This is a genomic window from Hymenobacter sp., from assembly GCF_031398885.1.
Taxonomy (GTDB): Bacteria; Bacteroidota; Bacteroidia; order Cytophagales; family Hymenobacteraceae; genus Hymenobacter.
In genome coordinates, this window is record NZ_JANNOD010000030.1 from 14,847 (window position 1) to 28,838 (window position 13,992).

9 protein-coding genes and 1 pseudogene are annotated in these 13,992 nt (G+C 63.5%); 7 read left to right on the top strand and 3 right to left on the bottom strand.

What is annotated here, in order from left to right; genetic code table 11:
• Positions 1–66: 66 nt before the first annotated feature.
• On the bottom strand, positions 67–1,578 hold the full coding sequence (accC, locus tag RMO51_RS04895; protein WP_310392541.1) for an acetyl-CoA carboxylase biotin carboxylase subunit: 1,512 nt from the start codon (positions 1,576–1,578) through the stop codon (positions 67–69).
• A 202-nt stretch (positions 1,579–1,780) separates the two neighbouring features.
• On the opposite strand from accC, the gene RMO51_RS04900 reads away from it, so the two are divergent.
• Positions 1,781–3,028, top strand: coding sequence for an aminotransferase class I/II-fold pyridoxal phosphate-dependent enzyme (locus RMO51_RS04900; protein ID WP_310392542.1), 1,248 nt, complete (start codon positions 1,781–1,783; stop codon positions 3,026–3,028).
• Between the two features lie 253 nt (positions 3,029–3,281).
• A pseudogene (locus tag RMO51_RS04905) lies at positions 3,282–3,452 on the top strand (histone H1); the annotation flags it as partial.
• Between the two features lie 304 nt (positions 3,453–3,756).
• Here RMO51_RS04905 and tyrS read toward each other — a convergent pair.
• Both tyrS and RMO51_RS04915 read right to left on the bottom strand, forming a co-directional pair.
• The gene (tyrS, locus tag RMO51_RS04910) at positions 3,757–5,106 is read right to left on the bottom strand and encodes a tyrosine--tRNA ligase (RefSeq protein ID WP_310392544.1); all 1,350 of its coding nucleotides are present in this window, start codon (positions 5,104–5,106) and stop codon (positions 3,757–3,759) included.
• A gap of 197 nt (positions 5,107–5,303) precedes the next feature.
• Complete coding sequence (locus RMO51_RS04915) at positions 5,304–6,083, bottom strand: MBL fold metallo-hydrolase (protein WP_310392546.1); 780 nt, start codon at positions 6,081–6,083, stop codon at positions 5,304–5,306.
• Between the two features lie 138 nt (positions 6,084–6,221).
• Here RMO51_RS04915 and RMO51_RS04920 point away from each other — a divergent pair, with 138 nt between their 5' ends.
• The 5 genes from RMO51_RS04920 (at position 6,222) to RMO51_RS04940 (ending at position 13,945) form a co-directional block, all read left to right on the top strand.
• Entirely contained in the window at positions 6,222–6,572 is a 351-nt protein-coding gene (locus RMO51_RS04920) for a helix-turn-helix domain-containing protein (protein WP_310392548.1), read from the top strand.
• Positions 6,573–6,853: 281 nt separating this feature from the next.
• Complete coding sequence (gene holA / locus RMO51_RS04925) at positions 6,854–7,912, top strand: DNA polymerase III subunit delta (RefSeq protein WP_310392549.1); 1,059 nt, start codon at positions 6,854–6,856, stop codon at positions 7,910–7,912.
• A 51-nt stretch (positions 7,913–7,963) separates the two neighbouring features.
• On the top strand, positions 7,964–8,698 hold the full coding sequence (locus RMO51_RS04930; RefSeq protein ID WP_310392551.1) for an ATP-grasp domain-containing protein: 735 nt from the start codon (positions 7,964–7,966) through the stop codon (positions 8,696–8,698).
• Positions 8,699–8,867: 169 nt separating this feature from the next.
• Entirely contained in the window at positions 8,868–12,110 is a 3,243-nt protein-coding gene (locus tag RMO51_RS04935; protein WP_310392553.1) for a tetratricopeptide repeat protein, read from the top strand.
• Positions 12,111–12,145: 35 nt separating this feature from the next.
• A complete protein-coding gene (locus RMO51_RS04940; RefSeq protein WP_310392554.1) occupies positions 12,146–13,945 on the top strand; it encodes a hypothetical protein in 1,800 nt (599 codons plus the stop codon).
• Positions 13,946–13,992 lie beyond the last annotated feature (47 nt).

Below are 13,992 nucleotides of genomic sequence, written 5' to 3' on the forward strand. Positions count from 1 at the left end.
AGAAAAAAAGATAATTAAATCAGTTGCTTAAAGCCGAATGTAATCTACTTTCTCCGCAATAATCGACTACCGCACGCCCAGCCGATTCCGCCGCCATTCCGAAACTTCCGCGCCGGCCGTTTCATCAGTTGCGGCCGCCGCTTTGGGTTTCTTCTCGCTTAGGAGCAGGGCGCCCAGGGCGGCGGCTACTTTGGCCGTGGACTCGTTCGGCGGGGTGGGGGCGAGGGTGGTGGGCGTGAAATGGTCGCGGATGAAGTTCGTGTCGAAGTGGCCGCTGACGAAGGCGGGGTGCGTGAGCACGTAGCGGCCGAAGTCGAGCGTGGTCTCGATGCCCGTGATTTGATACTCCTCGATGGCGCGCAGCATCCGGGCAATGGCCTCGGCGCGGTCGGCCCCGAAGGCGACCAGCTTGGCAATCATCGGGTCGTAGTAAATAGGGATGTCCATGCCCTGCTCGAAGCCATCGTCGACGCGCACGCCGGGGCCCTGGGGGCGCACGTAGGTGGTCAGGGTGCCGATGTCGGGCAGAAAGTTGTTTTGCGGGTCTTCGGCGTACACGCGCAGCTCCAGGGCGTGGCCGGTGATGGTGAGGTCGGCCTGGGAGTAGGCGAGGGGCTCGCCCCGGGCCACCCGAATTTGTTCCTTCACCAAATCCAGCCCCGTGATTTGTTCCGTCACGGGGTGCTCCACCTGCAGGCGGGTGTTCATCTCCAGGAAGTAAAAGTTGTGCTGGGCGTCGAGCAGGAACTCCACGGTGCCGGCGCCCGTGTAGGCGCAGGCGCGGGCCACGTCCACGGCGCACTGGCCCATCTGGGCCCGTAGTTCTGGCGTGAGCACCGACGAAGGCGCTTCCTCCAGCACCTTCTGGTGGCGGCGCTGGATGCTGCACTCGCGCTCGAACAGGTGCACGATGTGCCCGTGCTCGTCGCCCAGCACCTGAATTTCGATGTGACGCGGGCCGGTCACGAACTTCTCGATGAACACCGCGCCATCACCGAAAGCTGATACGGCCTCGTTGATGGCCAGCTGCATCTGCTCCTCGAACTCCCCGGAGTTGTTCACGATGCGCATGCCTTTGCCGCCACCGCCGGCCGACGCTTTGATGAGGATGGGGAAGCCCACTTCCTGGGCAATGCGCTTGGCGGCGGGCACGTCGGAAATGGCCTCGGCCGTGCCGGGCACCAAGGGAATATTGTAAGCCAGCACGGCCTGCTTGGCCGAGAGCTTGTCGCCCATGATTTCCATGGCCTCCGGGCTGGGGCCCACGAAAATGAGGCCCGCGTCCCGCACCGCACGGGCAAAGCCGGCGTTCTCGCTCAGGAAACCGTAGCCGGGGTGAATGGCGTCAACGCCCAGCGCTTTGCAGGCGGCGAGGATTTTGTCGCCGCGCAGGTAGCTGTCTTTCGAGGCCGGTGGGCCCACGCACACGGCCTCGTCGGCGTAGCGCACGTGCAGGGCGTTGCGGTCGGCTTCGGAGTAGATGGCCACGGTGGCGAGGCCCATTTCTTTGGCAGAGCGCAGCACGCGCAGGGCAATTTCGCCGCGGTTGGCGACGAGCAGCTTGGTGATTTTCTTCATGAAATGTGGTTCGGGTGCGCAAAGAAAGTTGGAAATCGCAGGCCGGTGGCAAACCCCGGGAGCGTGACGCGGTTGTTAAGCCCAAATTATGTACATCCGTCCCCTGGGCTTACCTTTGCGTTTAGGCCGCTTTCGGGCTGTTTAATCACTCCCTCAGCGGCCCGCGGCTGGCTTTCCTTCTCACCTCACCCTCGTTTCTTCAGTGGATATTTTCGACCGGATTTCGGCCAACCGCGGCCCCCTGGGCTCGCACTCGCACTACGCCCACGGCTACTTTACGTTCCCCAAGCTGGAAGGCGAAATCAAGCCCCGCATGACCTTTCGGGGCAAAGAAGTGCTGACTTGGAGCCTGAACAACTACCTGGGTTTGGCCAACCACCCCGAGGTGCGCCGCGTCGACGGCGAGGCCGCCGCAGAGTGGGGCATGGGCTACCCGATGGGCGCCCGCATCATGAGCGGCAACACCAGCTACCACGAGCAGCTGGAAAGCGAGCTGGCCGATTTTATCCAGAAGCCCGCCGCCCTGCTGCTCAATTTCGGGTACCAGGGCATCCTGAGCACCATCGATTCGCTGGTGACCCGCCACGACGCCATCGTGTACGACGCCGAATCGCACGCCTGCATCATCGACGGCGTCCGCCTGCACCAGGGCAAGCGCTTCGTGTACCCGCACAACGACACTGAGAGCCTGGAGAAGCAGCTCCAGCGCGCCACCCGCCTTACCCAGGAAACGGGCGGCGGCATCCTGGTCATCACCGAGGGCGTGTTCGGGATGTCGGGTAACATGGGCAAGCTGCGCGAAATCGTGGCGCTGAAAGAAAAGTATGCCTTCCGCCTGCTGCTCGACGATGCTCATGGTTTTGGCACGATGGGGACCACCGGGGCCGGCACGGCCGAAGAATTAGGCGTTACGGACGGCGTGGACTTAATTTTTTCAACCTTCGCCAAGAGCATGGCCAGCATCGGCGCATTCGTGGCGGGCACCGAAAGCGTGATTGAATATTTGCGTTACAACATGCGGAGCCAGATTTTCGCCAAATCACTGCCCATGCCCTTGGTCATCGGCGCGCTAAAACGGTTGGAATTGCTGCGGACCCAGCCCGAGCTGAAGGAAAACCTGTGGACGGTGGTGCGGGCCCTGCAAAGCGGCCTGCGCGAAAAAGGCTTCAACCTCGGCACCACGCAGTCGCCGGTGACCCCCGTGCTGCTGGCCGGCGAAATCCCCGATGCCACGGCCCTAACCTTCGATTTACGCGAGAATCACGCCATATTCTGCTCCATTGTGGTTTATCCAGTGGTGCCCAAAGGCGTGATTATGCTCCGGCTCATCCCCACGGCGGTCCACACCCTGGCCGACGTGCAGGCGACCATTGCGGCCTTTGAGGCCGTGGCGGCCAAGCTCGACAAGGGGCTGTACAGCAAAGCGGCGGCCACGGTCCAAACCGCCTAAAATCACCCACTACGGCACTTCGCGCCGGCCATCCGAGAGGGTGGCCGGCGCGCTTGTTTTTGTATTATCCCAAGGAGGAGGCGGGTGAGTGAATTTGCGCAAACGGCCTTTTTTTGAGCAAAATCACGCTTCAAAAGCCGGAGAGGGGGTTTTAGAAAAAAAAGCAAAAACTTGCTTGCATTTGAAATCCCTGTATATTAGGGCCGGCTTAACACCGCCCCAAACTCATTTTTCACCCCAAACCCAACCCCAAATGAACAATTTTGGCAAACTGAAGGACCTCGTGATGTCGCTCGAAGACGACTTCTCGAAATTCTACGACAAGCAAAACGCTGCCGCCGGCACCCGCGTGCGCAAAGGCATGCAGGAGCTGAAGACGATGGCCCAGGCGTTCCGCACCGAGGTGCAGAACACCAAGAACTCGGGGGCTGCTGCGCCTGCTCCGAAGGCGGCCGCTGGCGCCAAAAAAGCGGCTCCGGCGGCTAAGAAAGCCGCGCCCGCTGCTGCTAAAAAAGCCGCTCCGGCCAAGAAGAAGTAATTTTAAGCGGCTGCAAAGCCGCTTTTGCGTTACCAAAAAGGGAGTTCGCACTGCGGACTCCCTTTTTGGTTGCCGGCCGGCTTGCCCACTGGAAAAACACCGAAGAAAGTTTGCCATGCTGCGCGGAGCAGTTGGTCCTATTGACGCGAGCAGTGCAGCGGGGATGTGGGATGCTCCGCACGCGCGGTGTTTACGCTAGTTCCACCAGGAAGTAGTTCTTCTTGCCTTTCTGCACCACCAGGTATTTGCTGGCTACCAGGGGCAGCGCCGCGACTGAGGCGTCGGGAGAAGCCACCTTTTCGCGGTTGATGCTCACGCCGCCGGCTTGAATCATCTTTTTGGCTTCGCCCTTGGAAGGAAAGATTTTATTCATCGTCGCGTCGCTGAGCAGCGCGGCGGCGGTGAGGGCGACCGAGTCGGAGCGGAGCACACGCAGGTGGGGCACGCCCGCAAATACGTCGAGCAGGGTGGCCTCGTCCAAGGCCTGCAGGGCCGCGAGGTCGCCCTTGCCGAACAATACTTCCGAAGCAGCAACAGCGGCTTCGGTGGCTTCGGCGGAATGCACGCGGGTGGTGACGTCGTGGGCCAGCGCTTTTTGCAGCGTGCGCAGGTGCGGGGCTTGGGCGTGCTCGGCTTCCAGGATTCCTATTTCGGTCTGGGTGAGCAGCGTGAAGACGCGGATGAGGCGGGGCGCGTCGGCGTCGGCGGCGTTGTAGAAGAACTGGTAGAACTGATAGGGCGAGGTCAGGGCGGGGTCGAGCCAGACGGTTCCAGTCTCGCTCTTGCCGTACTTGGTGCCGTCGGCCTTGGTGATGAGCTGGCCGGTGAGGGCGTAGGCTTTGCTGGGACTTGGATTTGTCTCGTCCGCGCTACTTAGGCGGCGAATCAACTCGGTGCCGGTTGTAATGTTGCCCCACTGGTCGCTGGCGCCCATTTGCAGGGTGCAGCCCAGGGTGCGGTGCAGGTGCACGAAGTCGTAGCCCTGCAGCAGTTGGTAGCTGAACTCGGTGTAGCTGATGCCTTCGGCCCGCTGCTCGGATGCGTCGTTGGCGTCCGCGTCGGCGGAACCGATGCGGCGCCTCACCGAGTCCTTGGCCATCATGTAATTCACGGTGAGGTGCTTGCCCACTTCGCGCAGGAATTCCAGAAAGCCGAAGTTTTTGAACCAGTCGTAGTTGTTCACGACCAGCGCGCCGGTGGGGGAGTCGTCAAACACCAAAAACTTCTCCAACTGAGCGCGGATGCCGGCCTGGTTGGCGCGCAGCGTGGTTTCGTCGAGCAGGTTGCGCTCGGCCGATTTGCCGCTGGGGTCGCCAATCATGCCGGTGGCGCCGCCCACCAGGGCCACGGGGCGGTGGCCGGCCCGCTGCAAGTGCACCAGCAGCATGATGGTGGCCAGGTTGCCGATGTGCAGCGACGCCGCCGTGGGGTCGAAGCCGATGTAGCCGGTGACGGGCGCGTTGGTGGCCAGGTGTTCGGCGGTGCCGGGCATGGCGTCGTGGTACATGCCGCGCCAGGTCAGTTCTTCAATTAGGCTCAATGAAGGAGAAATTAAGGATGAGGAATAGACGCCGGGAGGGGTGCCCACTGGCGAGCGTGGCCTAGCCAAGCGGCTTTGCAAAGGTAGCCAGCAGGCTTCCCGCCACCAGGAGGAAAGCCAATTGAATAACCGGAACGGCACCGCTAGCTCTCCTTCGGGCGCCACAGGCATTCCACCCGACGCAAGGGGGCCGCGCGCTACCCCACCTCCGTGGCCACGCCCGGGGCCAGCCAGAGCAGGCGGTTGCTGAGCCCGGCGGCGGCAAACACGCGGGCCACTTCTGCGCCGGGCTCCTGAAAGTGCGCCCAGCCTTCGTAGTGCGCCGGCACCAGCACGGCATTGGAAAAGGCCCGCGCGGTTGCCAGCGCCCCGGCCGCATTCATCGTCAAATCAACGGGGCCGACGACCTCAATGCGGGCGGCGCCCAGGTTCACCAGGGCCACGCGCACGTCGAAGCGCTGGGCAATTTCCGCCACGCCTTCGTACCAGACGGTGTCGCCGGACACGTAGAGGGCGCCCGCGCGGTCGTCCTCCCAGTGCAGCACGAAGCCCGCGACGTCGCCGCTGAACGCTTCGGCGCCGTGCGGTCCGTGCCGCGCCGGGGTGGCCGTGATGCGGAGCCGGCGCCCATCGGGAGCCGTGAGGTAAGTGGCTGCCCACGGGGCCAGCCCCAGCGCGTTCGGGCCAAGGTTGGCGGCGCTTTGCGGGGTGGTGAAAACGCGCGGCACCGTGGCCAGCAGCTCCCGGCCGAGGTCGTCCAGGTTGTCGCGGTGCTGCTCGTGGCTGAGCAACACCGCGTCGAGCCGCCCCACGGCTTCGGCGGCCTGGGCCGGACCGCTTAGCTTGTGCAGCGTGACCGGACCAAGGCGGTATTCTCGACCAGGCGGGTCAAAGGTGGGGTCCGTGAGCAGGCGCAGCCCGCCGATTTCCAGCAGGACGGTTGGCCCGCCGATGAGGGTTAATTTTACGTTGTTCATAAAGGGGTTTAGTATGCGTGTGAGGGCCGGAGAATGCCGGCAGTGGGGGCGGCCTGCTCCCGGCCTCAAAAGTACCGGCCTCCGCAAAGCATTCTTCAATCGCAACTTCTTGGTAACCTGGATACTTTTCGGTGTCGCATGACCTATAACGACTTTGAACGCTGCGCCGTCAACGTGACCGTCGGCATGATTGCCGGCAAGTGGAAGCCGGTCATCCTACAGCACCTCGAACCGGGCGAAATTCGGTTTGTGGCGCTGTGGCGGGCCATTCCGCGGGTGTCGAAGAAAGTGCTGCTGGAGCAGTTGCGCCAACTGGAAGCCGACGGACTGGTGGGCCGCCGCGAACACCAGACCTTTCCCCCCGAGGTAGGCTACTGCCTCACCGAGCGAGGCACTTCCCTCATCCCCGTGCTGCAGTTCATCGACCGTTGGGCGGCCCAGCATCTGCCAGACCGGGTCGTTTACCGCCCCCACGAGGTGAGTGAATAGCTTAAGCTTACCTGGCCTGCCGAAGACCGGGGCAACTCGCCGGGCTACCGGAATGGTTTTTAGCGTGGTTCCTGGGTTCGTCTTCGGGATGCCTTAGGCGTCTCCTCGTGGAACGAGCGAACCCGCGCTGTTGCGGCGCAGAAAACAAGGGTTGCAACCGAAGGCCAGCGGCGCTGACGACGAGACGCCCGGAGTGGCGGCTTCGCAGGGCCGTTTCGGGCGGCGACAAGCTGTAAATTTGAAGGCCGGTATTCGCCCGCCATCACATTCCTCGTTCCGCCTTGACCACTGACCCCGACATTGTTTTGAAGCAGCTCCAGCAGCGGCAGTTTCAGCCCGTGTATTTTTTGCAGGGCGAGGAGCCGTACTACATCGACGCGGTGGCCGACTTGATTGAAAAATCGGTGCTGGCCGAGCACGAGCGCAGCTTCAACCAGGTGGTGCTCTACGGCAAGGACGTGGACGTGGCGACCATTCTGGGCCAGGCCAAGCGGTTTCCGATGATGGCCGAGCGGTCGGTGGTCATCGTGAAAGAAGCCCAGACGGTGGCCGACCTGGAGCAGGAGCGGAGCTGGCCTTTTCTGGAAGCTTATCTGAACAACCCCCTGGCCAGCACCGTATTGGTCGTTTGCTACAAGCATAAGACCCTGGACAGCCGCAAGAAGCTGGGCAAGCTGCTGGCCGGCAAGGAGTCGCCCGCCGTGCTCATGACCAGCAAAAAGCTCTACGACAACCAAGTGCCCCAGTGGCTCACGGCCCACGTGCGCGGGCGGGGCCAGCAGATTACGGGGCAGGCCACGGCCCTTCTGGCCGAGTACATCGGGGCCGACCTGGGCCGACTGGCCAACGAAGTGGACAAGCTGGTGCTGAACCTGAAGGCCGGCCAGCCCATCGACGAGGAGCTGGTGCAGCGAATGGTGGGCATCAGCAAGGACTACAACATTTTTGAGCTGCAAAAAGCCCTGGTGCAGCGCGACGTGCTTAAGGCCAACCGCATCCTGGGCTACTTCGCGGCCAACCCCAAGGCCAACCCGCTCATCCCGAACCTGACCCTGCTGTTTACCTTTTTTACCCGGCTGCTCGTGCTGCACCAGGCCGGCCCCAACCCCTCGGACGCGGAGTTCAAGAAGCTGGGCATCCTGAACGGCTTCGCCCAAAAGGAGTACCAGCAGGCCCTGCGCGCCTACCCGGCGGAGCGGGTGGTGGGGCTCATCCACGCCATCCGCCGGGCCGATGCGCAGAGCAAAGGCATCGAAAGCGGCTCGATGGACGACGCCGAGATTTTGCGGGAGCTGGTGTGGCTGATTCTGCACAACGTGCCGGCCGGAGTGCTGGAGTGAGCGGGTTGTGAGCCGGACCATCTATTTTACTTTTTCCTATCCCGCCCCGCCATGCGCGCCCACATTCATTTCGACCACGGCTACCCACAAAGCGTTAATAACTACCTGGCAATGGACGGTTTCCAGCAGATGGGCTGGGAGATAGTGCCTTACACCGACGTTGCGCCCATGCCCGGCCACGCGCCCGACGAGGTGGTGGTGGGCCACATTGCCGCCGTGCGGGCCCGCCTGCGGGCGCTTGGGCTGGCGGTGCCGGCGGAGTTGGAGTATCCCGCCGTGCTGCACTCTTTTTGGGGTCGCCGGCTCTGGCCGAGCACCATCAACGCGGTGGCGGCCGATGCGGGGCAGTGGCCAGTGTTCGTCAAGCCGATGTACGACGCCAAGAAATTCACGGGGGTGCTCGTGCGCAGCCCGCGCGACCTGGTGGGCTGCGGCGACCAGTACGAAGACACGCCGGTGTGGTGCGCCGAGCCCGTGCAGTTCGTGGCCGAGTGGCGCTGCTTCGTGCGTTACGGCCGCATTCTCGACGTCCGGCCCTACAAAGGCGACTGGCGCGCCCACTTCGACCCGGCCGTGGTGGAGCAGGTCCTGGCCGCCTACGCCCCGGAAGCGCCCGCCGCCTTTGCCCTCGACGTAGGCCGCACCGCCGCCGGGGCCACCCTCGTGGTGGAGGTCAACGACGGCCATTCCCTGGGGGCCTACGGGCTGATGTCCCTGGCGTACGCCAAGTTTCTGGCCGCGCGGTGGGCCGAAATGACGGGGAGCGAGGACTACTGCAATTTTTAAACGGCTGCGCGGATTGGCCGCCGCGCGGTGGTGAACGGGGCCCGGGGCGGCCGTCCCGCGGGGCAATGCCGAGGCCCATTCCCGCGTTAGCTGGGCAACCTACGGGCATTTTTCGCTACTTTTGGCCACTTCCCGGGCCTCGTGCGGCCCTTCCACGCAAGGTATTTACATGAAGCTATTTCCCCGGCTGGCGCTGGCCGCCGCCCTGAGCGCCGCGGCGCCAATGGCCGTCCAAGCCCAGCGAACCCAGGTATTTGCCGCCGACGAGCGGTATTTTCAAGAGGGACTGGAATTGTTTGACCGCGGCCAGTACGGCGCGGCCCAGGAGGCATTCCGGCAGTATTTGGCCCTTGAGCCGGTGCACACCGGCCAGGCCGGCCCCACGGCCCGCGACCGCACCGCCGACGCCGAGTACTACTACGCCGTGAGCGGCCTCTACTTGCTTCACCCCGACGCGGAAGGCCTCATTCTGGACTTTGCCGAGCAGCACCCGGCTCACCCGCGCTCGGCCGTGGCTTACTTCGAGCTGGGCAAGTTCTACTTTGACCAGAAGAACTACGAGTCGGCCATTCGCTACTTCCAGAAAGTGGCCCCCGACAACCTGAGCAACGACCAGCGGGCGGAGTCGGATTTTAAGCTGGGCTACAGCTATTTCGAACAAAAGGACTACGAAAAGGCCCGCCTGCTGTTCGACCGCAACAAGCAGGTGCAGAGCCAGTACAAGTACGCCAGCGCCTACTACGCCGGCTACCTGGGCTACCGCGCCGGCGACTACGCCGCCGCCCGCGCCGACTTGGCCGTGGCCGAGCAAAACGACGCCTACAAGCCGGTGGTGCCGGCCGTCGTTTCTCAGATTTACTACCGGGAGGGCAACTACGACGGGCTGATTGACTACGCCACGAAAGCGTTGAAAAACACGCCGCCGCCGCAGAACTCCGACGAAATCCAGCTGTTGCTGGGCGACGCTTTTTATCAAAAACAGCAGTACAAGGAAGCGGCCGAATATTTTGATAGGTACGCCGCCGTGCGCAAGGGCCGCATCGAGCCGGCGCTGCAGTACAAGATTGGCTTCGCTAACTACAAGATGGGCGACTACAAGGGCGCCATTGCCAGCCTGAAAAACGTGGCCGTGCGCCGCGACTCCCTAGGGCAAAACGCCGCCTACCATTTGGGGCTCAGCTACGTGCAAGCCAACCAGAAGCCCCAAGCGGTAACGGCCTTTGAAGCGGCCCGGCAGGGGACTTTTAGCAAAGGAATTGCGGAAAACGCCACCTTGAAGCTGGGGCAAGTGCAGTACGAGCTCGGCAACCTGCCCGAGGCCGTGGCCGTGCTGCGGGATTTTCGGAAGAAGTTTCCCCGGTCGTCCAACCAGGCCACGGTGGACGATTTGCTCAGCACCAGCTTTTTATCATCCACGGACTACGCGCAGGCGCTGGCCTACCTGGAGGGCATTGACGACCGCAGCGACAAGCTGAACGCGACGTACCAGCGCGTGGCCTACGCCCAGGCCGCCACCCTCTACAACAACGGCAATTACGGGGCGGCCCTGCCGCTGCTCGACAAATCGCTGCGGTTTCCGGCCGACGACGGGCTGCGGGCCGCCGCCCAGGTGCTGCGCGGCGAGATTTACAGCGTGGGCCAGCAGTATCCCGACGCCATTGCGGCCTACGTGGCGGCGGCCCGCTCGGCCCGGCGGGGCGGCGTCAGCGCCGAGGAGGCGGATTTTGAGCAGAAGGCCCGCTACGGCCTGGGCTACGCCTACTACAACACCAAGCAGTACGAGCGCGCGCGGCCGCAATTCCAGGCCTTTCTCAGCGACGGCGACGCCAAACCGGCGGACCCCAACTACTACGACGCGACCCTGCGGCTGGCCGACACCTACTACGTGGCCAAAAGCTACCCGCAGGCGCTGGATTTGTACGACAAAGTCATCAAGGCCAACGCCGCGGACAAAGACTACGCCTACTACCAGAAAGGGCGGACGCTGGGGCTGCTGGGCCGCCGCGACGAAGCCAATAACACCCTGGCTTCCTTGCTCAAGACCAGCCCCAACTCGCGCTACGCCGAGGATGCCGTGTTTCAGCAGGCGCAGCTTTCATTTGAAGCCGGCGAATACCAGCCGGCCGTCACCGGCTTCTCGCGGCTGCTGGACAACCGGCCCAACAGCCCGCTCGTGCCGCAGGCGTTGCAGAAGCGCGGCGTGGCCTACGCCAACCTGCAGCAGCCCGAAAAAGCCGTGGCCGACTTTCAGCGCGTGCTGGCCGAGTACCCGCGCAGCGAAGCCGCCTCGCAGGCCCTCTACAGCCTGCAGGAAAGCCTGGCCGCCCTGGGCCGAACTGAAGAGTTTGACGCCGCGCTGGCCTCGTTCAAGATTCAGAACCCGGACAGCAAGGCCACGGAAAGCGTCGAGTTTGAAGCCGCCAAGTCGTTGTATCTGGCTGAAAAATACCCGCCGGCCATTCTGCGTCTGGAGTCGTACTTGAAGCAGTACCCGGCGTCGGCGCTGGGGCCCGATGCCCGTTTTTTCCTGGCCGATGCCTACCTCAAAACCGGCGACAAGCAGCAGGGCCTGGCCCGTTTGCGCGCGGTGGTCACCGAAGGCAAAAGCGAATTCGTGAACCGGGCCGTGGGGCGGCTGGCGGACTTGGAGTACGAGAATAAGAACTACGCCGAGGCCGCCAAGTACTACGAGCGCCTGCGCGGGGCCAGCACCAACCGCCGCGAAGTAGCCAACGCCACGCTGGGCCAGCTGCGCAGCCTCTACGAAAGCGGCGACTACCCCGGCACGCGCCGGGTGGCCGAGGAGCTGCGCACGCAGGCCGGGGCTTCGGCTAACGCCATCAATGCCGCCTTGCTTTACCTGGGCAAAGCCAGCTTCCGCACCGATAGCTACGAGCTGGCCGCCACCGAGCTGGCCGCCGCCGCCGCTGCCGCGCCCAACGACGCGAACGGCGCCGAAGCCCAGTACTACCTGGCCGAAACACTGTTCAAGCAGAAAAAGAACGAAGAAGCCAAAGCCGCCGCGCTTAAAGTCAACGCCAACTTCAGCAGCTACGCTCTGTGGCAGGGACGGGCCTTCCTGCTGGTGGCCGAAGTGTACGCCGCCGAAGGCGACAACTTCCAGGCCCGCGGCACGCTGAACTCCATCATCGACAACAACTTCCCGGTGCCCGAAATAGTGGAAGCCGCCAGGCAGCGCCTCAAAACCCTGGGGGCCGACCAGCCCGACGATGCCGCCGAGCCGGCTGCGCCCAAGGCCGCGCCGGCCAAAGCCCCCGCCCGAACCCCGGCCAAAGCCCCCGCCCTGGGCAAGCCCGCCCCGCCGGCCCCGGCCAAGGGCAAAGCGGCGGTGCCCCGCGCCAATTTGCGCGGCACCGCCCCTGCGCCCGCCGACACGGCCACGCAGCGCTAGGCGCGGCATTTTTTTCACTGAAGTACAAGTAGCCGATGAAGCATTTGACGAAAACCGGTTTTAAGCCGCTGCTGCGCCACTCAGCAGGGGTGGCGGCGGGCCTGGTGGTGGCCGCCGTGTTGGTGGGAGGCGCGGCGCCGGCCGCCGTTGGCCAGCCCACCAAGGGCAAAACCACGGGCAAGATTGAGGAAGCCGAGATTGAAATTGTAAAGGAGCGGGTCAATCAGCTGCCCGAGGCCACGCGCAACTTTGATAAAATCAAGCTGCCGGCGCCGCCTAAAATCGAGCGGAAAGTAACCTACACCTTTCCCGACTTTCGGCTGCCTACCGACCGCCTCAGCCCTTCGGTGAAGGTGTTGACCATTCGGGCCGAGGAGCCCGCGCCGCTCACCGGTAATTTCGTGAAGGCGGCCCTGGGCAACTTCGGCACCTTTTATGGCCGGGGCTATTTCCACAGCACCCGCACCACCGACCGGGCTTACGGCATCGACCTCAAGCACACCGCCTCCGTGAACGGGCCGGTGGACGGCAAAAACTCCGGCGTGGCCCAAACCAGCGCCCACCTCATGGGCGAGCTGTACAGCGGCACGGCCGCCTTTGGCGCCAACCTCGACCTGGGCCGCGAGCGGTACAATTTTTACGGGTACGAAAAGGCCGCTAATCGGCCCGAGCTGCCGCCCACCCCCCAACCCAAGGACATCAAGCAGGTGTTCAACCGCTTTGGCGTGAAAGCCTACGCCCACAACCGGGCCCCCGACCAGGTGCTGCAATACGAGGCGGGCCTCGGCTACCGGTACTGGGGCGATGACTTTGCGGCCCGCGAAAACAACGTGTTGCTGAACGCCAAAGTCGCCTATGCCCTGGGCGAAACCAGCCGCGTGACCGCGGCGGCCGACGCCTCGTTTATCTCGGACAAGGACCAGGCGGCCGCCACCCTTGCGCGGCCCAACCCGGCGGAGGTAACGCGCACGCGCACCTTCGTGCAAGTGACCCCCGCGTACGAGTTCGTGAACAAGCAAATTGCGTTTTCGGTGGGCGCCACCTTGGGGTATTCTTCCGACACGGCCACGAACGTGAGCAAGGCCGTGGTGTACCCGGCGGTGCGTCTCGGCTACACGGTTGAGCCCGAGAAGTTTGCCGTGTACGCGGGCCTGGGCGGCTCCCTGCAGCGCGTGACCCGCTACGATCTGAGCACCGAAAACCCCTGGCTCAACCGGGGCCTCAACGTGGCCGACACCCACCGCGGCCCCACCATTTACGGCGGGTTCACCTCGACGCCCGCGCGGGGGCTGGAGCTGAATGCCCGCGTCACCTACGCCCGCGACCGCAACCTGTATTTCTACCTCAACAACGCCATCGACCCCACCAAGTTTGACCTCGTGTACGACCAAAACGCCACGGGCGTGCTGAACATTCACGGGGAGCTGCTGTACAACGCCGACGAAAAATTCCGCCTGGGCACGCGCTTGGACTACAACAAATACGCCCTTAAAACCCTGCCCGAAGCCTTTCATCGTCCCGAATTTCAAGGCTCGGTGTTCGGCACCTACAACGTTTTTGACAAGTTGATGCTGGGCGTGGAAGGCTATTTCTACGCGGCCAGCTACGGCATCAGTTACCTTCCCACCGCCACGGCCGGCAGCGCCCGAACAGCCGACTTTTACCGGGCGACCGACCCGATTGTTGACCTGAACTTGCGGGCAGATTACCGCATTACGCCAAAAATATCCATCTTTGCAATGGGTAATAACCTCGCCAACCGTGAATACCAGCGCTTTTACGGTTATCCCGTGCAGGGCATCAACGTGCTGGGCGGGGCCACCTACACCTTTTAGGTTTCTCGTTGCCAGGTGCTGGTTTCTGGTTGCGGTCAGGGCGTCAG